The organism is Pseudocnuella soli (assembly GCF_004347775.1).
GTDB classification, from domain to species: Bacteria; Bacteroidota; Bacteroidia; order Chitinophagales; family Chitinophagaceae; genus Flavisolibacter; species Flavisolibacter aquaticus.
This window is the reverse complement of the sequence record NZ_CP037755.1, coordinates 4,053,827-4,078,259: the sequence shown is the minus strand read 5'-3', so window position 1 is coordinate 4,078,259 and position 24,433 is coordinate 4,053,827. Positions and strand designations below refer to the sequence as shown.

Sequence of the window (24,433 nt, the reverse complement as noted above, 5' to 3'; positions counted from 1 at the left end):
TTAAGGGACACCAAATGGTGTCCCTTGTTTTGTTTTTCTCGATGTGAACCTTGGCTGCCTTAGAATGCGTATACCGCGGCAACCAGTGCGCTGGCAGTGCTTTTTTCAGCACCAATTTTGTCGCCTTTTGTATAGATGGCGGTATTTGCGTTTTCAAGACGGATTTCAGGAATGATGGTGAGTGGTCCTACTTTGAAGTTTGCAGAAAGTGTGTTGGAAAAAATGTTGGCTTCCGGTGCCGCTACCACGGCTTTCTCGTTGGAGAAATACTCGGTGCGCCAGGTGAGACCGAAGTTCTCGGTTGGATCTAAGTTGAAATAAAGCGCCGATCCCCACCATTTGCTGCCGTCGCCAAATTTGCCGCCATTTTCTTTTGCCTGCAGCGATTGTACGGTACCGTTATAGCCCATGCTAAACTTGTTGGAGATGGCACCGGTTACAGTAAGGTCAAACTGGTTCATGCGCTGGCCATCGCCTGGTTTGCCGCCCTGGTAGTTTACATACGCTTTCAACTTGTCGTCGATCATTGAAAGGCTGTATTGCGCAATCAAAAATTTGCGTGCAAAGTTGGCCGATTTCAAATCGGTGGGGTTGGTTACACCGATCATGAACCCGCTTTTACCCAAAGCAACATCGGCCTTGACGCCGGTGTGTGCAAACGGGCCGTACGAAAACATGTAGCTCATGCTGTAGTTGCGGTTCAGCGTGGGGTCTACCAGTTCGTAGCCCACATGCGTAGCCCAGCTACCAGCCGATAGTTTTACATTGGCCAGTGGGCTGTAGCTTACATAAGCCTGTTTGATTGCGAGCCTTGTTTTGTCATCGGCATAAGAAAATTCTTCGGCTCTTTTGCCAAAGCCAAGATCAGCCACCACGCCTACTTTACCAAAGCTGTGCTCCAGTTTTACCGAAGCCATGTTCAGTTCAAATGAGTTTTGCGAATTGGTAAACGAAGTGAAGTTGTTGAACTGGTCGGTGGCCTTTTTAGGGTTGCTCAGGTTAAAGCGATAGTACACATCTACGTACCCGGATATAGCTAATTTTGGTTGCGCCTCTGTTGAATCCTGAGCATTTACTTGTGTGCAGGTAGCCGCAGCAGCTACTGCTGAAAAGATTATTTTTCGTAACATTGATTTGGTTTTTACGTAAGTAGAAATTAAGGTGCAGCCCATTTGCCTGGATCAGAGGCTTATTCGGTGCTGTGCCTTTTTGTTTTGGTAAAACGGGGTACAAGTATTGTTTGGCAGGAAGTTGAAAAGGAGAAGGGCCCCAGTGGTTGTTGCCCTTCTGCCTTTAGATTGTATTCAGGGCGGGCATTAAATTTCAGAAAGTGCTTCTTCTTCGATCTTTCCTTTTTTATCAACCAGCAGTGTGCCTTGCAGGTATTTTTCGTCGTGCTGCGATGCATCCAGGCCCAGTTCTTCGTCTTCTGGTGCTACACGCAGCGGTTGGATCAGGTTTACAATTTTAAAGATGACAAACGACATGGCTACGCTGTAAGCCACCACAATGGCCAGTGCTTTTACCTGTGTCAGGAAGAAATCTACATTGCCATACATTAAGCCATCGGCGCCGGCCCCATTGATGGTTTTGGTAGCAAACACGCCAGTCAGCAACATACCTACCATACCGCCAATACCGTGGCAGGGAAATACGTCGAGGGTGTCGTCCAGTGTAGAGCGTTGTTTGTAGTAAACAGCGAGGTTAGAGATTACCGCGGCAACCACACCGATGGTGATGGATTGCGGAACAGCTACAAAACCAGCCGCAGGCGTAATGGCCACCAGGCCAACCACCGCACCGATGCAAAAGCCCAATACAGAAGGTTTTTTACCGCGCAGTACATCAAAGAACATCCAGGAAAGACCTGCGGCAGCAGCAGCCGTGTTGGTAGTGGCAAAAGCTGAAACAGCCAGTGCGTTGGCACCCAGTGCAGAACCTGCGTTGAAGCCAAACCAGCCAAACCACAGCAAACCGGTTCCAATCAGTACGTAAGGGATGTTTGCAGGCGGAATTTCTTTCTGCTCAAGATGCACCTGGCGGCGTTTCAACACAATGGCACCAACCAAAGCAGCGCACCCAGCAGAAATGTGCACAACGGTACCACCGGCAAAGTCAAGGGCACCCATTTGAAACAGGAAGCCGTCGGGGTGCCAGGTCCAGTGTGCTATAGGGGCATAGATCAGCAGGCTGAAAAGGGCTATAAATAAAACATAAGAAGTAAAACGGATGCGTTCGGCCACGGCACCTACCACCAGTCCGGGGGTGATGATGGCGAACATTAATTGGAACATGGCAAACAGTGCCAGTGGGATTGTAAACTTAGTGGCACCGCCAGCCAGTTCAGGAGCGCCGGACAGCACGTTTTTAAAAAACATAAACGTGGTAGGGTCGCCGATAAAGCCGCCAATTGAGTCGCCAAAGCAAAGGCTGAAACCAACTGTTACCCACAACACGCTTACCACGCCTGTGGCCACGATGCTTTTGATCATGGTAGAGATCACGTTCTTGCGGTGTACCATGCCACCGTAGAAAAATGCCAGACCGGGCGTCATCAGGAATACCAGGGCCGCCGCAACAATAATCCATGCAATATCGGCGCTATTATAAATTTTGCCACCATCGTCGAAAGTAGGGAGGGAGGGAACGAAGGCTGCGCCTAAGGCAATAACGCCCAGAATAAGGAAGGAAATGGAGCGTTTGAATTTAAGCATACACGTAGCAATTTTAAATTAAATAAATAACTATCTGTTCATTTCTATTACTAAATTAAATGTTAACGTGTTAATATTTATTAGTATAGACAGATATATTATTTCTTAATTTAAATGTCACCGCTGATAAGTGGCGATTTTAAATAATTTTGATTCGATGAAAAACGCTCAAAAACAAAAAAGCTGCAACAAGTGCAGCTTTTGAGTGAATTTTACAGTGTATTTTAAATTCTATAATGCTATCAAACTTTGGTCTTTTGACTCCAAAATGGAGTAACCCATCAGGTACTCGTCCACTTTGCGGGCACATTCCCGTCCTTCTGAGATTGCCCAAACCACTAGGCTCTGGCCGCGGCGCATATCGCCGGCAGTGAATATTTTACCGATCGAGGTCTGGTACGCTTTCTCCGAAGCTTTTACATTGCCCCGTTCGTCCAACTCTACGTCCAGTTGGGCCAGCAGTCCTTCTTTTTGTGGATGCACAAAACCCATGGCCAGCAGTGCCAGTTCGCAAGGCATTTCCCGCTCCGATCCCGGCACTTCTACAAAAGAAGCAGGGCGGCCGTCCTCAGTGATTTTCCATTCCAGGTCCACCACTTGCAAGGCCCGCAGGTTGCCTGCTTCGTCGCCTAAAAAGGCTTTGGTGGCTACGGCCCAGTGGCGCTCCACGCCCTCTTCATGCGAAGTGGAAGTTTTCAGTACCATGGGGTAGGTGGGCCAGGGCATCGATGCGGCACGGCTTTCGGGCGGCTTGGGCAGCAGCTCAAATTGTGCAATGGATTTGGCGCCATGCCGGTTGGATGTACCTACACAGTCGGAACCGGTATCACCGCCGCCAATCACGATCACGTTTTTGCCGGCAGCGTTGAGTTGTTCAGAAAAAATATTGCTTTCGATCTGGGGGTTTGCAAGTGGGTCGAGGCCGGCGTTGCGTTTGTTTTGCTGCTTTAAAAATTGCATGGCAAAATGAACGCCTTTCAGGTTGCGGCCGGGCACGGGCAAGTCGCGGGGCACGGTGGAGCCACCTGCCAGCACAATAGCATTGAATTCCCGCAGCAGGTCATTTACACTCACATTCACGCCTACATTGGCGTTGTATTTAAACACCACACCTTCCTGTTCCAGCAGTTCCACGCGGCGGTCGATCACCCATTTTTCCAGCTTGAAATCCGGAATGCCGTAGCGGAGCAGTCCGCCCGGGGCATCGTCGCGTTCAAAAACGGTAACCAGGTGACCCGCATAATTCAGTTGCGCAGCAGCGGCCATACCAGCGGGGCCGGAACCAATCACGGCTACTTTTTTGCCGGTGCGTACCAGTGGTGCTTTTGGTTTTACCAAGCCTTTTTCAAAAGCAATCTCAATGATGTGCTTTTCTATCTCCTCGATGGTAATGGGCGGCTGGTTGATGCCCAATACGCAGGCACTTTCGCAAGGGGCGGGACAAATGCGGCCGGTAAACTCGGGAAAGTTGTTGGTGAGGGAAAGTATTTCGTAGGCTTCTTCCCATGACTTGCGGTACACCGCATCGTTAAACTCCGGGATGATGTTGCCCAGCGGGCAGCCATTGTGGCAAAACGGAACACCGCAATCCATGCAGCGGGCTGCCTGTTTGTTGAGTTGCTGCTCGGAGTATCGCTCAATAAATTCGTTGTAATCCTGTACCCGCTCCGGCACAGGCCTTTTGGCCGGCAGTTCGCGAGTAAATTCCAAAAATCCTGTGGGCTTACCCATATTGAAGATGATGGTTGATAAATGATTGATGATGGTTTTCAAACCACAAAAACACGCTGGAGCGCTTGGCACTCCAGCGTGTTTTTGCGGTTCAAATATTTTTTACACTTTAACGGCCTGCGCTTTTGCCTGGAGCACTTTCTTATAATCGCGGGGAAACACTTTTACAAAATTGCGCAGCTGTGCGTCAAAGTCGTCGAGTACAAAGCGGGCAACGGTGCTGCCGGTGTAGGCAAAATGATTTTCGATCATGTTGCGCAGCTGCACTGCATCTTCGCTGCCAACTGGGTCGAGGTCTACCATTTCGTTGTTGCACAACGTGGCAAAATTGCCGGTTACATCGTACACGTAAGCAATGCCGCCACTCATGCCTGCTGCAAAGTTGCGTCCCGTATTACCCAGTATCACCACGCAGCCGCCGGTCATGTATTCGCAGCCATGGTCGCCAACGCCCTCTACTACGGCGGTTACGCCGGAGTTGCGTACCGCAAAGCGTTCGCCTGCTTTACCGCGGATGTATGCCGAGCCCGACGTGCCGCCATAAAAGGCCACGTTGCCGATGATGATGTTTTCCTCGGGCACAAAACCTGCGTCGGCCGAAGGGTACACCACCAGTTTGGCACCTGAAAGGCCTTTACCAAAATAATCATTGGCATCGCCTTCCAGTTCCAGCGTCAGTCCGTTGGTATTAAACGCACCAAAGCTTTGACCGGCGGTTCCCGTAAACTTGTAGTGGATGGTATCTTCCGGCAAGCCGGCTGCTTTATGTGTTTTCGAAATTTCGTTCGAAAGCATGGTGCCAATGCTGCGATCGGTGTTGATGCACTTAAATTCCTGGTACACTTTTTCGCCGCGTTCCAGGGCTGGTTTTGCTGCTTCAATCAGTTTCCAGTCCAGCACATTGGCAATACCGTGGTCCTGCTCTTCTTGTTTGTACAAACCGGTGTACAGCGAAGCGGGTTCTTTGTATAAAATCGGGGAAAGATCAAGCTTGCTGTATTTCCAGTGGCTTACGTCGTTGCGGGGTTCCAGGCAATCAACCTGGCCCACCATTTCATTGATGGTGCGGAAGCCAAGTTCAGCCATAATTTCCCGCAGTTCCTGCGTGATGAATTTGAAGAAATTCACTACGTGCTCCGCATCGCCGTTGAAGCGTTTGCGCAGCTCTGGATCTTGCGTGGCTACACCTACTGGGCAGGTGTTGAGGTGACATTTTCGCATCATGATGCAGCCTTCCACCACTAGTGCGGCAGTAGCAATGCCCCATTCTTCGGCACCCAGCAGGGTAGCAATGGCTATATCGCGGCCGGTTTTCATTTGGCCGTCGGCCTGCACCACCACGCGGCTGCGCAATTTATTTTTTACCAGGGTCTGGTGCGTTTCGGCAAGGCCCAGTTCCCAAGGCAAACCAGCATGTTTGATGGAGCTCAGCGGCGAAGCACCGGTGCCGCCATCGTGGCCAGCAATCAGCACTACATCGGCTTTTGCTTTGGTAACGCCGGCTGCAATGGTGCCCACGCCTGCTTTCGAAACTAATTTTACAGAAATGCGGGCGTCGCGGTTGGCATTTTTCAAATCAAAAATCAACTGCGCCAAATCTTCAATCGAGTAAATGTCGTGGTGCGGCGGTGGTGAGATCAAACCTACGCCAGGTGTGGCGTGGCGTACTTTACCGATCCACTCGTCCACTTTGTGGCCGGGCAGCTGGCCCCCTTCGCCGGGCTTGGCACCCTGCGCCATTTTGATTTGTAGCTCGTCGGCCATGGTGAGGTAGTAAGACGTTACGCCAAACCGGGCCGAGGCCACCTGTTTGATTGCCGAACGCATCGAGTCTCCGTTGGGCAGCCTTTCGTAGCGCAGTTCGTCTTCGCCACCTTCACCGGTATTGCTTTTACCGCCCAGGCGGTTCATGGCAATGGCCAGTGTACTGTGGGCTTCATGCGAAATGGAGCCAAACGACATAGCGCCGGTAGCAAAGCGTTTGTAAATATTCTCGGCCGATTCTACTTCGTCGATGGAAATAGAAGGGCGGTTGCGTTTGAACTGGAAGAGGCCGCGCAGTGTTGCCGCTTTTTCGGTTTGCTCATTTACCAGTTTCGAATATTTTTTGAACGTGTTGTAATCGTTCAGCCTCGTGCTGTATTGCAGCAGGTGAATGGTTTGCGGGTTGAACAGGTGGTATTCACCTTTGCGTTTCCACTGGTAAATGCCGCCAACGGGCAGGCGGTCAACCGGCAGTTCTTTTTGCGAAAATGCCAGGTTGTGTTTGGCCAAAGTTTCCCGTGCTATTTCGTCGAGGCCCATGCCTTCAATGCGGGAAACAGCGCCGGTAAAATATTTATCTACCACCGAACGGTTGATGCCGATAATCTCGAAGATCTGTGCACCCTGGTACGATTGCAGCGTGGAGATGCCCATTTTAGAGAACACCTTCAGCAGCCCTTCGTTAACCGCTTTTACATAATTTTTTTTCAGGTAATCGGGGTCGAGGTTTGTTTCCAGCAAGCCCTGCAGCTTCATGTCGCGGATGGACGAAAGCGCCAGGTATGGGTTGATGGCCGTGGCGCCAAAGGCAACCAGGCAGGCAAAATGATGCACTTCCCAGCAGTCGCCGGCTTCCACCACCAAGCCTACCTGTCCACGTTTTCCTTTACGGATCAGGTGATGGTGCACCGCCGCCGTTGCCAGCAAGGATGGAATGGGGGCGTGGTCGGAGTCGATGGCACGGTCGGAAAGGATCAGGACTTCAAAACCATCATCCACCGCATCTACTGCGTAGCGGCAAAGGCGCTCCAGGCCGCGTTGCAGCGAGCCGGGTTTGCCATCGGCGCGGAAATAAAGCTGCAGTGTTTTTGCCTGGAAAATGCCGGTATCGATCGAGCGGATTTTTTCCAGCTCGTGGTTGTTCAGGATGGGCTGTTTCAGCGCCACTGTGTGACAAGCAATGGGATCTTCCGTAAGCAAACTACCATTGTTGCCCACAAAAGTGGCCAGCGACATTACCAGCCGTTCGCGGATGGGATCGATGGGCGGGTTGGTAACCTGTGCAAACAGTTGTTTGAAATAAGAAGTGAGGTGCTGCGGCTGATCGCTCAGCACGGCCAGTGGCACGTCGGTACCCATCGAGCCAATGGGCTCCTTGCCGTCCAGCGCCATTGGCGCAATGATGTTTTCCAGATCCTCGGTGCTGTAGCCAAAAGCTTTTTGGTACTTAAACACCTGCTCATGCTCGAGGTGTGTAAAGGTTACGCGGGGCTCGGGCAACTCCTCGAGGCGGATCTTGTATTTGTTCAAAAACTCTGCATAAGGCTTTTGGCCGCAGATGGTTTGTTTTAATTCGTCGTCGGAAATGATGCGGCCCTGCTCCATGTCCACAACGAACATTTTGCCGGGCTGCAGGCGGCCTTTTTCAATCACGATTTTCGGGTCAACAGGCAGAGCGCCGGTTTCCGATGCCATAATTACGCGGTCGTCGTTGGTAACGGCGTAGCGGGATGGGCGCAAACCGTTGCGGTCGAGGGTGGCGCCAATGATTTTTCCGTCGGTAAACGAAATAGAGGCGGGGCCATCCCAAGGCTCCATAAAGGAAGCGTGGAATTCGTAAAATGCTTTTTTTACCGGGTCCATCAGGTCGTTGCCGTCCCATGCTTCGGGGATCAGCATCATCATCACATGCGGCAGCGACCGGCCGCAGAGCGCCAGCAGTTCAATCATGTTGTCGAGGCTGGCCGAGTCGGATTGTCCATCCGAAACGATCGGCAGCAGCATCTCCATTTCCTCGCGGGAAAAGTATGGCGTGGTAAAATTGCGTTCGTTAGTTTTCAACCAGTTCAGGTTGCCCTGCACCGTGTTGATCTCACCGTTGTGGGCAATAAAACGGAACGGCTGTGCCAGTTTCCAGGAGGGAAAAGTGTTGGTGGCAAAACGGCTGTGCACCAGGCCAAACGCCGAAACAACCCGCTTGTTTTGCAGGTCGGGAAAATAGCCACGCACCTGGTTGGAGGTAAGCTGGCCTTTGTACACCACGGTTTTGTACGAAAGCGATGCAATGTAAAACCCGATGTTGTCGCGCTTTACGGTATTGTTGATGAGGTGCGATGCATAATTGCGCAGCACAAACAATTTGCGTTCAAATTCTTCGGGGTTCGAAATATGGTCGGGCGATGCAATAAACACCTGCTCCATTTCGGGCTCTACCGAAAGGGCGGTGGCACCAATGCCATCCGGGTTAACGGGCACCTTGCGGTAAGCAATGATTTCGAGGCCCAGCTTTTCGGCAGCGCGGTTGAAAATGTCGCGGCATTCTTCCTTCAGCCTGATGTCTTTGGGGAAAAACAGGACGCCTACACCGTAGCGGCCAAATGAAGGCAGGTGTACGCCCAGTTTCACGCATTCGTCGAAGAAAAATTCATGAGGTGTCTGGATCATGATACCGGCGCCATCGCCGGTGTTGTTTTCGCAACCGCAGGCCCCGCGGTGCTCCATGTTTTCGAGGATGGTAAGGGCATCAGAAATATGCTGATGTGATTTGTGCCCTTTAATATTGGCCACAAAGCCAATGCCACAGGAGTCGCGTTCAAATGCGGGAGAATATAATCCGGTGTTGCCAGCCATACGCTTCATTGATATATTTAAAAAATTGTCGGTTGCCCGAAAAATCAGTCATTAATCATATGGTGGGGCAATCGCTTGAAATTACAACAAAAACAGCATTTCATTAAATAAAATATAGAAATGCGTGTGAAAAAAAGCGGATTCTTTAAAAGAAATGTCTTTTATGGTGATTAAACGAGGTAGCCGAAAAGGTTATCGTTCTTATTTAATTCGGTGTAGTTGATACCGTAATGGTTCATGTTGGTGAGCAGCACTTCATAATCGGTTTTCGATTGTAATTCAATGCCTACCAACGCAGGACCGGTTTCTTTGTTGTGCTTTTGCATGTACTCAAACCGCACAATGTCGTCGGTGGGGCCGAGTACATGGTTTACAAACTCTTTCAGTGCGCCGGGGCGCTGTGCAAAGCGGATGAGGAAATAATGCTTCAGCCCTTCATATTGCAGCGACCGTTCTTTGATCTCCTGCATGCGGGCAATATCGTTGTTCGATCCGCTGACCACGCATACCACGGTTTTGCCCCTGATTTCATCGGCGAAATGATCCAGTGCGGCAATGGACAATGCGCCGGCGGGCTCTACCACCAGTGCATCTTCGTTGTATAATTTAAGGATGGTGGAGCAAACTTGACCCTCGGCTACGAGGTGCATTTCGTCGAGCACTTCTTTGCAGATGGAAAAGGTGGTTTCACCCACACGTTTTACGGCAGCGCCGTCTACAAAGCGTTCAATGTTTTCTAACGTCACCGGATGGCCTGCATCCAGTGCGGTTTTCATCGATGGCGCACCTTCCGGTTCCAGCCCGATGATCTTTGTTTTGGGAGAAAAGTTTTTAAAATAACTACCCACGCCTGCGGCCAGTCCGCCGCCGCCAACCGGCACAAAAACATAATCAATGTCCGATTGGTCTTCGAGTATTTCCAACCCTACGGTTGCCTGGCCTTCAATGATGCGCAAGTCATCAAACGGGGGAATGAATGTAAGGCCGTTGGCCAGTGTGTATTCTTTTGCAGCCGCCGCGCAATCATCAAAAGTGTCGCCTATAAGTTTGATCTCGATAAAGCCTTCACCAAACATTTTGGTTTGCTGCACTTTTTGCTGCGGCGTGATGATGGGCATAAACACCACACCACGAATGCCTTTTTTGCGGCAGGAGTAAGCAAAGCCCTGTGCATGGTTGCCGGCCGATGCACACACAACACCGCGTTCGAGCTGCTCCTGCGGCAGCGATGCAATCATGTTGTAGGCACCGCGCAGTTTGTAAGAACGTACCACCTGCAGGTCTTCGCGTTTGAGCAGAATGGTGGCGCCATACTTACGGGACAAGTTGTGGCTGTAGGCCAGCGGTGTGCGGGTTACTACCTTTTTTAACCGCTCTGCTGCACCGGCAACATCCAGTGCGGGTAGGGTGTGGGTTGATGTCATTGATACTTTTTGGAAATCGTGAAACGTGAAAAGGCAAACGTGAAAAGTGGCGCTGCTAAAAGCACTGTGTCATACACATGCTGATCAGCGTTGCAGGTGTTGAACGGAGCGTCGCAACCAAAGTTTAATAGAAGCATTGCCGCTTGTTCAACAAACCATTTTATCTCTTCACGTTTGGCGTTTCACGTTTCACGAATATGATTTATGCTGTTGCGTCGGCTTCAACCTTTTGGTTTTCCGGACGCAGGCTGCGTACGGTTTTGCCGGCTTGCCACATTTCGCTTTCGCGCAGTTCTTTCAATTCTACTTCCAGTTTCTCGCGGTAGTCGGGCTGCGAGTTGGAGTCGATGGAACGTTGTGATTCTTTGCCGGTTTCCACGCTTTCATACAGTTCGCGGAAAACAGGGGCGGTAGCATCGCGGAACTTCTTCCACCAGTCCAGTGCACCGCGCTGAGCAGTAGTAGAGCAGTTGGCGTACATCCAGTCCATACCATTTTCGGCCACCAGCGGCATCAGGCTTTGGGTCAGCTCTTCAACGGTTTCGTTGAACGCTTCGGAAGGCGTGTGGCCTTTGTCGCGCAGTACCTGGTATTGCGCTGCAAAAATGCCCTGGATGGCGCCCATCAGGGTACCACGTTCGCCGGTAAGATCGGAGTATACTTCTTTGCGGAAATCGGTTTCGAACAGGTAGCCACTGCCTACAGCAATGCCCAGTGCAATAACCCGCTCTTTGGCGCGGCCGGTTGCATCCTGGTAAATGGCATACGAAGAGTTGAGGCCACGGCCCTGCAGGAACATGCGGCGCAGTGAGGTGCCCGAACCTTTAGGCGCTACCAGGAACACGTCCACATCAGACGGCGGGATGATGCCGGTTTGCTCGTTGAAGGTGATGCCAAAGCCATGCGAAAAATAAAGGGCTTTGCCAGGCGTGAGGTGCTTTTGCACGGTAGGCCACAGGGCAATCTGGGCGGCATCGCTCAGCAGGTAGCAAATGATGGTACCGCGTTGGAGCGCTTCTTCGATTTCAAAGAGTGTTTCGCCGGGTACAAAACCATCTGCGATGGCCTTATCCCAGGTCTTTGAATTTTTACGCTGGCCAACGATCACGTTGATGCCATTATCTTTTTGGTTGAGTGCCTGGCCGGGACCCTGAACACCGTAACCAATTACGGCTACTGTTTCATTTGCTAAAACCTGTTGTGCCTTGGAAAGCGGGAACTCGTCGCGGGTTACTACGTTTTCCTCAACACCACCGAAATTTAATTTTGCCATGGTTGATTGTTGTTTATGAGTGCTTGTGTTTTTGTTTAATCTGTAAATATCTCTAAGGAGAAAATTTCGGATTTGCGATTTCGAATTTCGGAAGGTGATCTCCAGGAGTACACTTGTTGTTTTTAATAAATCCGCATTCCGAAATCGTCAATCGTAAATCTGGTTTTACTGGTCAGGCCACTCCAAGTGGCCAGACCAGTAAAACCTCAATATCCTGTATCCGGAAACAGCGCTTCGCGCTGGCTCAGGTATTCATTTTCGATCACTTCTTCGCCGGGTTCGGCTTCTTCAAACTCTTTCAGTTTGTCGTGGAAACCTTTGCTGGCTTTGATGATGGCCACACGGGCGGTGCGTACAAACTCGATGAGGCCGTAGGGTGCTAGCACTTCCACCAATTTGTCGGTTTCTTCGCGGTGGCCGGTTGCTTCAAATACTGTGTAATCTTTGCGGATCACTACGGCACGGGCACCGTACTGGCGCAGCAGGCGTTCTACTTTTACCTTTTCGGCAATTTCGTCGGTAGGCACTTTATACAGTGCCATTTCCTGCCAAACAATTTCTTCCGGTGTATTGTAGTATGCTTTGAGCACTTCTACCTGCTTTTCGATCTGGCGTACCAGCTTGTGCACTACTTCTTCGGTTTCATCGATCACGATGGTGAAGCGGTGGATGCCTTCAATCTCGGAAGGAGAGGTGTTGAGCGAATCAATATTGATTTTGCGGCGCGAAAAAATAATGGCGATACGGTTGAGCAAGCCAATATGGTTTTCGGTATAAACGGTGATGGTATATTCCTGTTTCATGATGCCTTTGTTGAATGATGTGTTAGCCGATGAAGTGTGCGACGCAACCGGTGCTGAACAGTGCTACTGTAGCTGGCTACATAAAAGCGCTTATCCTTCGCCGTTACTTTCGCAGTTGGAGGACAAGGGACTACTGCAAGCGGATTTCCGATACGCTGCAACCTTGCGGCACCATCGGGAATACGTTGTTTTCTCTGCCCACCATTACTTCCAGTAAATACGATCCGTTGTGCTCCAGCATTGCTTTCAGGGCGGCTTTCAGACCTTCGCGCTGCGCCACTTTTTGCCCTTCAACGCCGTAGCTTTTTGCCAGCATCACAAAGTCGGGTGATGTGATGTTTACAAACGAATAGCGGCGGTCGTGAAACAGTTGCTGCCACTGCCGCACCATGCCCAAAAACTCGTTGTTGAGGATGAGGATCTTTACATTCACATCAAACTGCATGATGGTGCCCAACTCCTGTAGCGTCATTTGAAAACCGCCATCGCCGATGATGGCTACAACGGTACGCTGCGGTGCGCCGTACTTGGCGCCGATGGCAGCCGGCAGTGCAAAACCCATCGTACCGAGGCCGCCCGATGTTACATTGCTTTTGGAAGCGTTGAACTTGGCATAGCGACAGGCCACCATCTGGTGCTGGCCCACATCGGTTACAATTACCGCATCGCCGTTGGTGAGTTCGTTGAGGGCTTCCAGCACTTCGGCCATGCTCATGATCTCGGTGTCCGGGTTTTTCTCAGGCTGTATGCAAATCTGCTCTTCCTGGTTGCGGAACTCGTTGAACTTTTCGAGCCACTGCGGATACACTTTTTGCTCGATCAGCTCAGTAAGCAGCGGAAGTGTTTCTTTGCAATCGCCCCAAACCGGAACCGTTGCTTTTACATTCTTATCAATTTCGGCTGGGTCAATGTCCAGGTGGATCACTTTTGCCTGCTTAGCGTATTTGTCGAGGCGGCCGGTAACGCGGTCATCGAAACGCATGCCGATGGCAATGAGTACATCGCATTCGTTGGTGAGTACATTTGGGCCATAGTTGCCGTGCATGCCCAGCATGCCCACGTTCTGCGGATGGTCAGTGGGCAGTGCACTCAGGCCCATGATGGTCCAGGCAGCAGGAATGCCCGATTTTTCAACAAATTGTTTGAACTCTTTTTCAGCCTTGCCCAGGATGATGCCCTGGCCAAAAAGTATGAATGGTTTTTCTGCGCTGTTGATCAGTTTTGCCGCTTCCTCCACATATTCTTTGCGCACAATGGGTTTGGGGCGGTAGCTGCGAATATGGTTGCAAGGCGTGTAACCGCTGTAGGCAAATTTTTGCAGCTGCGCATTTTTGGTAATGTCAATCAGCACCGGGCCGGGCCTGCCGCTGCGGGCAATGTAAAACGCCTTGGCCATCACTTCCGGAATTTCGGAAGCATCGGTAACCTGGTAGTTCCATTTGGTTACCGGGGTGGTGATATTGATCACATCGGTTTCCTGGAAAGCATCGGTGCCCAGCAGGTGTGCAAACACCTGGCCGGTGATGCAAACCAGCGGCGTGCTGTCGATCTGTGCATCGGCCAGGCCGGTAACCAAGTTGGTGGCGCCGGGGCCGCTGGTGGCAAACACCACGCCTACCCGACCCGATGTGCGGGCATAGCCCTGGCCTGCATGGATGCCGCCCTGCTCGTGGCGCACTAGTATATGCTTGATCTTGTCGTTGTAATCGTACAGCGCATCATAAATAGGCATGATGGCGCCCCCGGGATATCCAAAAATGGTATCAACGCCTTCGGCAATGAGGGCTTCCAGCACAGCCACGGAGCCCGATACTTCCTGAAGGGGATTTGGGGTTTCGGCTGGCTGCTGAATTTCGGCGTTGAGTGTTTGCGTAGTCATATGCTACAAGTTTATGCGGTCAAGAAAGAAAATGATTTATGCTTCGTCGGTAACGCAACCGTTGGCGGCATTTTTTACGCTTTGTGCGTATTTAAAAAGCAGGCCTTTTGTTGCTTTTGGCTGCGGCTGCTGCCATTGTGCCCTGCGGCCCAACAACTCGCCGTCGCACAGTTTTACCGATATCGTATTGTTTACTGCATCGATGGTGATGGTGTCGCCATCCTGCACCAGTGCTATGTTGCCGCCTTCGTAGGCTTCGGGGGTAATGTGGCCCACCACAAAACCGTGGGTGCCGCCACTGAACCGGCCATCCGTAATGAGCGCTACCGATTTGCCCAAACCTGCGCCAATGATGGCCGATGTCGGTTTCAGCATTTCGGGCATGCCGGGTCCGCCTTTAGGTCCTACGTAGCGGATAACGACGACATCACCGGGTTGGACTCGGCCGCTTTGGATGCCGGCAATGAGTTCCTGCTCGCCATCAAATACACGGGCGGGGCCTTCAAAGCGTTCGCCTTCTTTGCCACTGATTTTTGCAACCGAGCCGCCTTCGGCCAGGTTGCCGTAAAGTATTTGCAAATGCCCTGATGCTTTCAAGGGTGTTTCCAGCGGCAGGATGATTTTTTGTGTTTCAAAATCTAGTTCCGGAACATCCGCCAGGTTTTCGGCTACGGTTTTACCGGTTACCGTAAGGCAGTCGCCATGCAGCAGACCTTTTTGCAACAGGTACTTCATTACTGCAGGCACACCGCCGTGTTGGTATAAATCCTGCATCAGGTATTTGCCGCTCGGTTTGAAATCGGCCAGCACCGGTGTGCGGTCACTGATCGCTTGTATGTCGTCCTGCGTCAGCGGCACATCCACGCTGCGGGCCATGGCAATCAGGTGCAGCACCGCGTTGGTAGAACCACCCAGCACAATGATGGTAACAATAGCGTTTTCAAAAGCCTTGCGGGTCATGATGTCCGAAGGCTTAATATCCCGCTCAAGCAACAAGCGGATGGCTTTGCCGGCTTCAAGGCATTCCTTTTTTTTATCTTCCGAAATAGCGGGGTTTGAAGAAGAATAAGGTAAGCTCATGCCCAGTGCTTCAATAGCTGCAGCCATTGTGTTGGCCGTGTACATACCGCCGCAGGCACCGGCGCCGGGGCAGGATGCTTTTACCACGCATTTAAAATCTTCAGGCGTGATGGTGCCGGCAATTTTTTGTCCCAATGCCTCAAACGCCGAAACAATGTTCAGGTCCTGGCCGTTGTGATGGCCAGGAGCAATGGTACCGCCATACACCATGATGGCAGGGCGGTTCAAGCGGCCCATGGCAATGATGGAACCAGGCATGTTTTTGTCGCAGCCAGGCAGTGCAATCACGCCATCGTAATATTGAGCGCCGCAAACAGCTTCAATGGAATCAGCAATTACATCACGGCTCACTAAAGAGTAGCGCATGCCATCGGTGCCGTTGCTCATGCCATCACTCACGCCAATGGTGTTGAAGATGAGGCCCACAAGATCGTTGTCCCAGGTGCCTTGCTTTACAATTTTAGCCAGGTCGTTGAGGTGCATGTTGCAGGTATTGCCATCGTAGCCCATGCTCACAATGCCTACCTGTGCCTTGTTCATGTCGTCATCGCTAAGGCCAATGCCATACAGCATGGCCTGTGCCGCGGGTTGGGTTTCGTCCTGCGTCAGCACACGGCTGTATTTGTTCAAAATGCCATTGCCTGCCTGTGGTGTTGTTGCGTCGCTCATTGTTTGTCTAAAATTTTGATGCAGTATGTTTCAAAAAAAACCGCCTTTCCAGTGGAGGCGGTTTTTATATGGTAGTAAAAAGTAAACGCCTCCAGTTTATGCCGGAATAATAATGACCACGATAGCAATAATGCTTACAGCTATATGTGCAATGGTGGAAATCATTTTCAAACCTTTAATCTGTAATTGTTATATGATGGTTGATTTGCGCAGCTCGATGTTGTTGCGATTCACTTCGGTGTTCACACGGTTGTGTACATAGTCGGCAATCAGCTCGCCGATGGTGGAAGTGAAATAATAGTTCACGCCATCAATGTCTTTTGTTACAAAGCCATTGCTCAATGCCCAAGCCACACCCGAACGTACGATTGCTGCTTCTTCGAGCAAGCCAAAATGCTCCAACATCATAGCTGCAGAAAGAATGGAACCGGTGGGGTTGGCAATGTCTTTACCTGCAGCTTGTGGATAAGAACCATGAATGGGCTCGAACAGCGCAGTAGCGGCACCCACCGAAGCAGAAGGCAACAAACCTAATGAACCGGAAATAACCGAAGCTTCATCGGAAAGAATATCGCCAAACATGTTCTCGGTCAACATTACATCGAACTGCTTGGGGTTAACGATGATCTGCATGGCCGCATTATCTACAAACAAAAAGTCAACCTGCACATCGCTGTACTGCGGTGCAATTTCCTGCACCACTTTACGCCACAAGCGTGATGTTTCCAACACGTTGGCTTTATCAACCAGCGTCAGTTTTTTGCGGCGCTGTTGTGCTGCTTTAAAAGCCAGATGCGCTATGCGTTCGATCTCGGGTTTGGAGTAAACACAGAGGTCGGAAGCTTCGCTATAATCGTCCGCGACTTTCTTTTCACCGAAATAAATGCCGCCGGTCAGTTCGCGGTAAATTACAAAGTCAACGTTCTCGAGTTGCTTTGCTTTCAACGGCGACAAGTGCTCCAGTGCAGGATAAGTATTTACCGGGCGGATGTTGGCAAACAGTTGCAGCGATTTGCGCAGCTTCAGAAGGCCTTGCTCCGGACGCACTTTTGCCGTGGGGTCGTTGTCGTATTTGGGATGGCCGATGGCGCCAAACAAAATCGCATCAGCATTGAGGCACACTTCGATGGTTTCATCGGGCAGCGGGTTGCCGGTTTTGTCAATAGCATCGGCACCCATCAGGCAATAAGTGTAATTGAACTGGTGGCCAAACTTCTCACCAATGGCATTCAGCACCCTGATTGATTGGGCGGTTACTTCCGGGCCAATACCATCACCGTTTATGACTGCAATATTTTTATTCACGTTTCGTATGTTTTTATTGAGCTCCAGGCTGGTAGCTTGTAGCTATATTCTTGCTGCTTGTGGCTGCCATCCTGTTGCTAGTTTCTCGCTGTTTCAAATGCCTCAATGTCACTCTTCATGCTCAGTAAATAATCAATGTCGTCGTATCCATTGAGCAGACAGGTTTTTTTATAATTGTTGATCTCAAACTGTTCCTGAGCACCAGTTTTATCGATGGTGATGGTTTGTGCTTCGAGGTCAACGGTCAAAGTTGCATCCGGGCCCTGTTCGAATATTTGTTGCAAAAAGCCTTCGCTAACCTGCACCGGCAGCACGCCGTTGTTGAGTGCATTGTTTTTAAAAATGTCGGCGAAAAATGACGACACCACTACTTTAAAACCATAATCCAGCACCGCCCATGCGGCATGTTCGCGGGAAGATCCACAACCAAAGTTTTTACCCGCTACTAATATTTCGCCGCGGTACAATGGGTTATTCAGAACGAAATCTTTTTTCGGCCTTGCTTCATCATCAGCCTCATAACGCCAGTCGCGAAAAAGGTTTTTGCCAAATCCATCGCGGGTGGTTGCTTTTAAAAAGCGAGCCGGAATGATCTGGTCGGTATCTACCTGCTCCAGTGGCAGCGGAACGAATGTGCTATGTACAATTCTAATGGGTTGCATTCAGTTTATCCTAAAAGTTCACGAACATCGGTTACTACTCCGGTGATGGCTGCGGCCGCTGCAGTGAGCGGGCTGGCCAACAGTGTGCGGGCACCGGCACCCTGCCTTCCTTCAAAGTTTCTGTTGGAAGTGGAAATGCAGTATTCACCTGCGGGCACTTTGTCTTCGTTCATGCCGAGGCATGCGCTGCATCCGGCCTGGCGTACTTCAAAGCCGGCGGCTTCGAATATTTTATCCAGCCCTTCGGCACGTACCTGCTCGGCTACTTGCTGCGAGCCGGGAACGATCATTACTTTAACGTTGTCGTTCTTGCGGCGGCCTTTTACCACATCGGCCACCAGGCGCAGGTCTTCAATACGGCTGTTGGTGCAGGAGCCAATAAATACATGTTGCACAGGCATGCCTTTAATGGCTTTACCTTCTTGCAGACCCATATATTCCAGCGCTTTTTTCAGGTTGCGTTTTTCGCCTTCCGAAAGTGTTTCGGTAGTTGGAATCGCATCGTTGATGCCTATGCCCAGGCCGGGGTTGGTGCCCCAGGTAATCATGGGTTCGATATCGGCTGCATTGATGTTGATCTCGTGATCAAACTTTGCATCCGCATCTGAATACAACTCTTTCCATTCGACCAGTTTTTTATCCCATGCTTCGCCTTTGGGGGCAAAAGTGCGGCCCTGCACATAGTCGAACGTGGTTTGGTCCGGAGCGATGAGTCCGCCGCGGGCTCCCATTTCGATGCTCATGTTGCAGACGGTCATGCGGCCTTCCATGCTCAGCGAGCGGATGGCCGAACCGGCATACTCCACAAAAAAGCCGGTGGCCCCGCTGGCAGAGATCTGCGCAATGATGTAGAGGATAATATCTTTTGCAACAACGCCTTTGGTTAGTTCGCCTTCAACGTTGATGCGCATCAACTTGGGTTTGCTTTGCATGAGGCATTGTGTAGCCAGCACCATTTCTACTTCCGATGTACCAATGCCAAATGCAATGGAACCAAACGCGCCATGCGTAGAAGTGTGGCTGTCGCCGCAAACAATGGTCATGCCTGGTTGGGTGAAGCCCAGTTCTGGCCCGATTACATGCACAATGCCTTGGTAGCGGTGACCAAGGCCGTATAATTCAATGCCGTGATTGGTGCAGTTCTCGATCAGTTTTTCCACCTGTTTGCGCGACAGTTCTTCGCGGATGGGCAGGTGTTGGTTGATGGTGGGTACGTTGTGGTCGGCGGTGGCTACGACCTGCTGTGGACGGGCCACGGGAATGCCTCTTTTCTCCAACCCGGCAAATGCCTGCGGAGATGTTACTTCGTGAATGAGGTGCTTGTCGATATACAACACGTCTGGTCCGCCTTCAATAGAGCGAACCACATGTTTTTCCCAAATTTTTTCTACTAAGGTCTTACCCATGGGGAGTGTGAAATATTGTTCTTTCGTGAAACGTGAAACGTCAATCGTGCATGGTCAATGTTGTTTTCACTATCAACTACCAACTGCCAACTATCATCTCAATCATCTACCATCCATCATCTTTCTACGCTACTACTGCTTCCTTCTGATATGCTTTCGAAATAGCGACCAGGTCGTCTTCCAGCACTTCTTTTTTAGCGTCGGCTACTTTCAGAAATTCCTGGTACAAAACGTCGATGTCGTTGCGGGTGTATTGAAATCCCAGTTTCTGCAGGCGGTGCGCCAAAGCACTGCGGCCGCTCCGGGCTGTGAGTACGATCTTGCTTTCTTCGGCGCCCACTTCTACGGGGTTGATGATCTCGTAGGTCTGCGCATCCTTCAAAAAGCCATCTTGGTGAATGCCGGACGAATGTGAAAATGCGTTGCCGCCAACAATGGCTTTGTTGGGCTGTACCGGCATGCGCATAACATCGCTGACCATGCGGCTCAGCGGGTTCAGCATTTTGGCGTTTACATTAGTGTACAGGCCAAGTTTGTGCTGTTGCAAAATCATCACCACTTCTTCCAGTGCAGTGTTGCCTGCACGTTCGCCAAGGCCGTTGATAGTGCACTCGATCTGGCGGGCACCGGCAATTACGCCAGCAATGGAGTTGGCGGTGGCCAACCCAAGGTCGTTGTGGCAATGACAGGAGAGGACCGCTTTATCTACATTGGGCACGTTGTTGACGAGATAAGCGATTTTTTCTCCGTACTGATGGGGCAAACAATAGCCAGTCGTATCTGGGATATTAACGGTAGTGGCGCCGGCTGCGATAACAGCCTCCACTACCCGGGCTAGAAATTCATTGTCGGTGCGGCCGGCATCTTCGGCATAAAACTCTACGTCGTCGGTAAAGTTGCGGGCCCATTTCACGGCCTGGATGGCACGCTGCAAAATCTCTTCGCGGGTAGCGTTGAATTTTGCTTTGATGTGCAGGTCGGATGTGCCGATACCGGTATGGATTCTTTTGCGGGCTGCGGGCTTTAGCGCCTCGCCGGCTACTTCAATATCTTTTTGCACCGCACGGCTGAGGCCGCAAACGGTTGCGTTTTTTACAATTTTAGCAATGGCATTTACCGACTCAAAATCGCCGGGAGAAGAAATAGGGAAACCCGCTTCAATAATGTCTACACCCAAAGCCTCGAGTTGGAGGGCCAGCTCAATTTTTTCGGAAGTATTCAGCTTACAGCCGGGTACTTGTTCGCCATCGCGCAGGGTAGTGTCGAAAATATAGACTTTGTTATCGGCCATAGAATAAAGTTCTTTTTCGCGAGGCGCCTCACGTGGGCCTGCTGCTTTTTGATGGTTTTCGTTTCAACGCCGGCGGGTTTAAAAAATGCCTGATCGAAACAATCAGGCCCATTCACCCTTAACATCTATTTCGGAGCGGAAAAATTTTAGAGCGGGCTGGTATTAACGATTGCTTGCTTATTATGAGAAACAGCCCGCTCTGATGTAAATGTAGCATGGCCTATTGGCGCAGCAGAACTAAAATATGGATTAATTTACATTGCTTAACTGTCCGGATTATCTATCTATATTATTGGTTTCCAATACATTTGTTCAAAAAGAATTACGATGCCCAACCGTTCTGCCGACCCTCTTTTTTTATTGGTCCGTTCTCTTTCGAAGAGCGAAAAGCGGAATTTTAAACTCTACTCCACCCGTAATTCATCGAACGAAGAACTAAAAGTGGTGCAGCTGTTCGATGCCATGGATAAACTGTCCGAATACGACGAAGCAGCCATTTTGAAAAAAGCACCCGGCATCTCCAAGCTGCAGTTGTCCAACACCAAAGCGCTGTTGTATAAACAAATACTGGCATCGCTGCGCCTGCTGGATAACGGCGCCGATATTGATATACAACTCCACGAGCAATTGGACTATGCCCGCATTTTGTATAAAAAAGGCCTGTACCACCAAAGCCTGAAGTTGCTGGATAAAATAAAAGATACTGCCCGGTCGCACAACCAGGTCACCATTATGGTGCAGGTTATTTCGCTGGAAAAAAAGATCGAATCGCTGCACATTACCCGCAGCATGCAGGACCGCGCCGACCAACTCACCTCCGAAGCCGATGCCGTAAACGGCCGCCTGGTGCTGATGACGCAGCTATCGAACCTGGCGCTGCAACTGTATAGCTGGTATATTAAAAACGGGCATGCCCGCAACGAGCGGGACGAGATTGTGCTGCAGGATTATTTTAAAAAACACCTGCCTAAAGACGCCGCAAAGGCAGCGGGCTTTTACGAAAAGCTGTACCTGTTTCAAAGCTATTGCTGGTATGCGTTCATTCGCCACGACTTTTTGATGTATTACCGCTATACGCAAAAATGGGTGGACCTTTTTCACGACCAGCCCTTCATGATCGATATTGATACGGCTAATTATATTAAAGGCATGCACAACCTGCTCAGTGCTCATTTCGACCTGGGCAACTATCCCAGGTTTCGGGAAGTGCTGCAGCAGTTTGAGGCTTTTGCCGAAAACAAATCCATTTCGGCCAGCGAAAACAACCGGATACAGGCTTTTGTATACCTCAATATCGGCCGCATCAACAAGCACTTTATGTGCGGCACTTTTCGCGAAGGTGTGCAGCTGATCCCGCAGATTGAAGAAAAGCTGAGCGACTACGGACTATACATGGACCGCCACCGGGTGCTGGTGTTTTATTACAAATTTGCCTCGCTGTATTTTGGCTGCGGTCAATACGAGCAGTCGATTGATTATTTAAATAAAATTATCAACTGGAAGACCGACCTCCGCAGCGACCTCCAGTGTTATGCCCGCCTGCTGCACCTGATTGCGCATTACGAATTGGGTAATTACGAGCTGCTGGAATACCTGATGAAATCGGTGTACCGCTTTATGTTGAAAATGGAAAACATCAGCGGGGTAGAGGAGGAGATCATGCGGTTTTTGCGTAAATCGCTGCAGCTATCGCGGTTCCAGGTAAAGGAGGAATTTCAAAAACTGCTGGAAAAACTGCGTGGCCTGGAACGCAACAAATATGAAACCCGCGCTTTCCTGTACCTCGATATTATTTCCTGGCTCGAGAGCAAGGTCCGCAATGTGGCCGTGATGGATGTAATCAGGGAGCGGTTTTTAAAGGAAACTAAAGTGCTGTAATTTGCTGTAGTCTCCTCATTATTATAATTTAATGAAAATCAATAATATAAATGTTGCAATGGAATATTAAGTGTACCTTACAACTGTTCTCAGAAACGCTTTGTAATCCTTTCAACTCCTGATTCGGGAGTTTCAATCCTTGCACCGGCTTTCTCCGAATTTTTACACAAAAAATTTAATTATGATAGCCCCGCAAGAATTAAGACTGGGAAATTGGGTACAAAAGGCCCACAACAACCAGAACCTGGCCATGGAGCAGGTAACTCAACTCACCTACCATACCGATGATCTTCAGCCCATTCCTATTTCTCCTGAGGTTTTGGAAGCTTCCGGTTTCAGCTTTCACACATACTTCAAGGTGTGGCAGCGCAACAAAGCCATATCGGGCACAGGTCCTGAAATGGAGTTGGATCGCGATTTTTGGCTGCTTGATTTTTCACACCACCGAGTAGGCGTTGAAATCAAAACCCTACACCAGTTGCAGAATCTTTTTTACCAACTGAAGGGAAGGGAACTAGAGGTATACCAACTGCAATCCCAAACCGCCTGACTTTTCTTTTTACAATAACACAACATGGCTTGCTGCCTTTCGGGGCAAACAGGCACATTCAATTATCAATATGAAAAAGTACAGCATGCTGACCTGCATTTTGTTGCTCTTCGGCCTTATGCCTGTAGGGGCGCAACAGTATAAAACACTTGCAGACACGCCAAATTTAAATAAAGAGTACGTGGCCTTAAGCAATGAAATAGCATCACTTACGGCCAAGCTGGAAATTGCCCGAAATAACCTTCCTGCGTACCAGACAAAGGCCAACGAATCGGCATCCGATGCCCGGCAGTCGGCATCCACTACTAGTACCATGGCGCAGGATGCAGTAAATGGAACTGTTAAAGAGGCACGTCGTGCCAAACGCAAAGCCCGCAAATCGGTACAGGCTGCAAAAAGTGCCCGTTCTGCTGATGCGGATTATAAAGACCAGCAAGGAAATATAAACAACCTGGCCAACCGCCTCAATCAGAAAAATGAACGTTTGCTTGAATTGAACCAAATGCGCAAGAACATTCTTGCCCAACAACAATCCGTTGAACAACAATAATTCAGATCAAGGCTTTGCTGCCTGAAACTTTTATAAACAGAAATCGATGAAACAACTCAACCGCGAAGTTTTGCTGGCTGCCATGACGCAGCACGAAACCCTTACTATTGATGACATTGCAAAAGTCGAGAATATTGGTTTTGTGCCGGATGCAGAACAGTTGCGGCTGTTGTTGCGAGAACTTACGGCAAAAGGCGAACTGGTGCAATTGCCGGATGTGATGCCGGCCACCTTTACCATTACCAATAAAGGCATTGTATCGGAAACTGATTTGCAGAAAAAGGCCAATGGTTTGTAGCTTGCGCCAAATTAAACAACAGGCTGCAACATAAACATAAAAAGCCCTTCGGGGCTTTTTATGTTTATGTTGCAGCGTTTTCACTAATTTAGGCATCGCTCTGCAATCGTCAAGGGTTCGTTAATCCTCTCAGCGCTCTAGGTTGTGGATAAATTTTGGTGCTTTTCCCTTACCTTTGCCGTCTTAATTTAGGTATATTGGCCCTGTTGTCTAAAGCACAATCACTTAAATTACTGGTGTTCAATGAGTTTTCAACTGTTCGAAAGAGCGGTTCAAGCCTTGCTATGCAGGGCAATTTTTGTTGAA

At 50.0% G+C, this 24,433-nt stretch carries 17 protein-coding genes; 4 read left to right on the top strand and 13 right to left on the bottom strand.

All coding sequences use genetic code 11. The annotated features are described in order from the left end of the window. Window positions 1-59: 59 nt before the first annotated feature. From EPD17_RS16775 to EPD17_RS16715, 13 genes are all read right to left on the bottom strand, one after another. A complete protein-coding gene (locus EPD17_RS16775; RefSeq protein WP_132055719.1) occupies window positions 60-1,130 on the bottom strand; it encodes an outer membrane beta-barrel protein in 1,071 nt (356 codons plus the stop codon). Window positions 1,131-1,316: 186 nt separating this feature from the next. Next, window positions 1,317-2,714, bottom strand: a complete 1,398-nt coding sequence (locus EPD17_RS16770; protein WP_114235006.1) for an ammonium transporter — start codon at window positions 2,712-2,714, stop codon at window positions 1,317-1,319. Window positions 2,715-2,945: 231 nt separating this feature from the next. Beyond that, window positions 2,946-4,445: a glutamate synthase subunit beta gene (locus EPD17_RS16765; protein ID WP_132055718.1), complete on the bottom strand. Its 1,500-nt coding sequence runs from the start codon at window positions 4,443-4,445 to the stop codon at window positions 2,946-2,948. A 102-nt stretch (window positions 4,446-4,547) separates the two neighbouring features. Next, on the bottom strand, window positions 4,548-9,068 hold the full coding sequence (gltB, locus tag EPD17_RS16760) for a glutamate synthase large subunit (RefSeq protein ID WP_240040651.1): 4,521 nt from the start codon (window positions 9,066-9,068) through the stop codon (window positions 4,548-4,550). A gap of 161 nt (window positions 9,069-9,229) precedes the next feature. After that, window positions 9,230-10,483, bottom strand: a complete 1,254-nt coding sequence (ilvA, locus tag EPD17_RS16755) for a threonine ammonia-lyase (protein WP_132055717.1) — start codon at window positions 10,481-10,483, stop codon at window positions 9,230-9,232. 202 nt (window positions 10,484-10,685) lie between these two features. Then, window positions 10,686-11,756 carry a ketol-acid reductoisomerase gene (gene ilvC, locus EPD17_RS16750; protein WP_114235010.1) on the bottom strand — a complete coding sequence of 357 codons (1,071 nt, stop codon included), beginning with the start codon at window positions 11,754-11,756 and terminating at the stop codon, window positions 10,686-10,688. A gap of 206 nt (window positions 11,757-11,962) precedes the next feature. After that, complete coding sequence (gene ilvN / locus EPD17_RS16745) at window positions 11,963-12,559, bottom strand: acetolactate synthase small subunit (protein WP_114235011.1); 597 nt, start codon at window positions 12,557-12,559, stop codon at window positions 11,963-11,965. A 130-nt stretch (window positions 12,560-12,689) separates the two neighbouring features. Then, on the bottom strand, window positions 12,690-14,438 hold the full coding sequence (gene ilvB, locus EPD17_RS16740) for a biosynthetic-type acetolactate synthase large subunit (RefSeq protein WP_132055716.1): 1,749 nt from the start codon (window positions 14,436-14,438) through the stop codon (window positions 12,690-12,692). Between the two features lie 36 nt (window positions 14,439-14,474). Continuing rightward, complete coding sequence (ilvD, locus tag EPD17_RS16735) at window positions 14,475-16,187, bottom strand: dihydroxy-acid dehydratase (RefSeq protein WP_132055715.1); 1,713 nt, start codon at window positions 16,185-16,187, stop codon at window positions 14,475-14,477. A 189-nt stretch (window positions 16,188-16,376) separates the two neighbouring features. Further along, a complete protein-coding gene (gene leuB / locus EPD17_RS16730) occupies window positions 16,377-17,492 on the bottom strand; it encodes a 3-isopropylmalate dehydrogenase (RefSeq protein ID WP_132055714.1) in 1,116 nt (371 codons plus the stop codon). A gap of 77 nt (window positions 17,493-17,569) precedes the next feature. Next, a complete protein-coding gene (gene leuD, locus EPD17_RS16725; protein WP_132055713.1) occupies window positions 17,570-18,154 on the bottom strand; it encodes a 3-isopropylmalate dehydratase small subunit in 585 nt (194 codons plus the stop codon). Window positions 18,155-18,159: 5 nt separating this feature from the next. Further along, a complete protein-coding gene (gene leuC, locus EPD17_RS16720; RefSeq protein WP_132055712.1) occupies window positions 18,160-19,560 on the bottom strand; it encodes a 3-isopropylmalate dehydratase large subunit in 1,401 nt (466 codons plus the stop codon). 124 nt (window positions 19,561-19,684) lie between these two features. Continuing rightward, a complete protein-coding gene (locus EPD17_RS16715; protein WP_114235017.1) occupies window positions 19,685-20,851 on the bottom strand; it encodes a 2-isopropylmalate synthase in 1,167 nt (388 codons plus the stop codon). A gap of 327 nt (window positions 20,852-21,178) precedes the next feature. On the opposite strand from EPD17_RS16715, the gene EPD17_RS16710 reads away from it, so the two are divergent. The 4 genes from EPD17_RS16710 to EPD17_RS16695 all read left to right on the top strand — a co-directional run bounded on the left by EPD17_RS16710 (window position 21,179) and on the right by EPD17_RS16695 (window position 24,127). Beyond that, window positions 21,179-22,729, top strand: coding sequence for a hypothetical protein (locus EPD17_RS16710; RefSeq protein ID WP_132055711.1), 1,551 nt, complete (start codon window positions 21,179-21,181; stop codon window positions 22,727-22,729). 181 nt (window positions 22,730-22,910) lie between these two features. Then, window positions 22,911-23,279, top strand: a complete 369-nt coding sequence (locus tag EPD17_RS16705) for a hypothetical protein (RefSeq protein ID WP_132055710.1) — start codon at window positions 22,911-22,913, stop codon at window positions 23,277-23,279. Between the two features lie 70 nt (window positions 23,280-23,349). Then, the gene (locus tag EPD17_RS16700; protein WP_132055709.1) at window positions 23,350-23,829 is read left to right on the top strand and encodes a hypothetical protein; all 480 of its coding nucleotides are present in this window, start codon (window positions 23,350-23,352) and stop codon (window positions 23,827-23,829) included. Window positions 23,830-23,875: 46 nt separating this feature from the next. Then, window positions 23,876-24,127, top strand: a complete 252-nt coding sequence (locus EPD17_RS16695; protein ID WP_132055708.1) for a hypothetical protein — start codon at window positions 23,876-23,878, stop codon at window positions 24,125-24,127. Window positions 24,128-24,433: the final 306 nt, after the last annotated feature.

Bases quoted from the DNA above. Each gene is read 5' to 3' on its own strand.
- ilvC (WP_114235010.1), bottom strand. From the start codon at position 11,756: ATGGCAAAATTAAATTTCGGTGGTGTTGAGGAAAACGTAGTAACCCGC.
- EPD17_RS16715 (WP_114235017.1), bottom strand. From the start codon at position 20,851: ATGGCCGATAACAAAGTCTATATTTTCGACACTACCCTGCGCGATGGC.
- ilvA (WP_132055717.1), bottom strand. From the start codon at position 10,483: ATGACATCAACCCACACCCTACCCGCACTGGATGTTGCCGGTGCAGCA.
- EPD17_RS16770 (WP_114235006.1), bottom strand. From the start codon at position 2,714: ATGCTTAAATTCAAACGCTCCATTTCCTTCCTTATTCTGGGCGTTATT.
- ilvB (WP_132055716.1), bottom strand. From the start codon at position 14,438: ATGACTACGCAAACACTCAACGCCGAAATTCAGCAGCCAGCCGAAACC.
- EPD17_RS16705 (WP_132055710.1), top strand. From the start codon at position 22,911: ATGATAGCCCCGCAAGAATTAAGACTGGGAAATTGGGTACAAAAGGCC.
- leuC (WP_132055712.1), bottom strand. From the start codon at position 19,560: ATGGGTAAGACCTTAGTAGAAAAAATTTGGGAAAAACATGTGGTTCGC.
- EPD17_RS16695 (WP_132055708.1), top strand. From the start codon at position 23,876: ATGAAACAACTCAACCGCGAAGTTTTGCTGGCTGCCATGACGCAGCAC.
- ilvD (WP_132055715.1), bottom strand. From the start codon at position 16,187: ATGAGCGACGCAACAACACCACAGGCAGGCAATGGCATTTTGAACAAA.
- leuD (WP_132055713.1), bottom strand. From the start codon at position 18,154: ATGCAACCCATTAGAATTGTACATAGCACATTCGTTCCGCTGCCACTG.
- gltB (WP_240040651.1), bottom strand. From the start codon at position 9,068: ATGAAGCGTATGGCTGGCAACACCGGATTATATTCTCCCGCATTTGAA.
- ilvN (WP_114235011.1), bottom strand. From the start codon at position 12,559: ATGAAACAGGAATATACCATCACCGTTTATACCGAAAACCATATTGGC.
- EPD17_RS16700 (WP_132055709.1), top strand. From the start codon at position 23,350: ATGAAAAAGTACAGCATGCTGACCTGCATTTTGTTGCTCTTCGGCCTT.
- EPD17_RS16710 (WP_132055711.1), top strand. From the start codon at position 21,179: ATGCCCAACCGTTCTGCCGACCCTCTTTTTTTATTGGTCCGTTCTCTT.
- EPD17_RS16765 (WP_132055718.1), bottom strand. From the start codon at position 4,445: ATGGGTAAGCCCACAGGATTTTTGGAATTTACTCGCGAACTGCCGGCC.
- EPD17_RS16775 (WP_132055719.1), bottom strand. From the start codon at position 1,130: ATGTTACGAAAAATAATCTTTTCAGCAGTAGCTGCTGCGGCTACCTGC.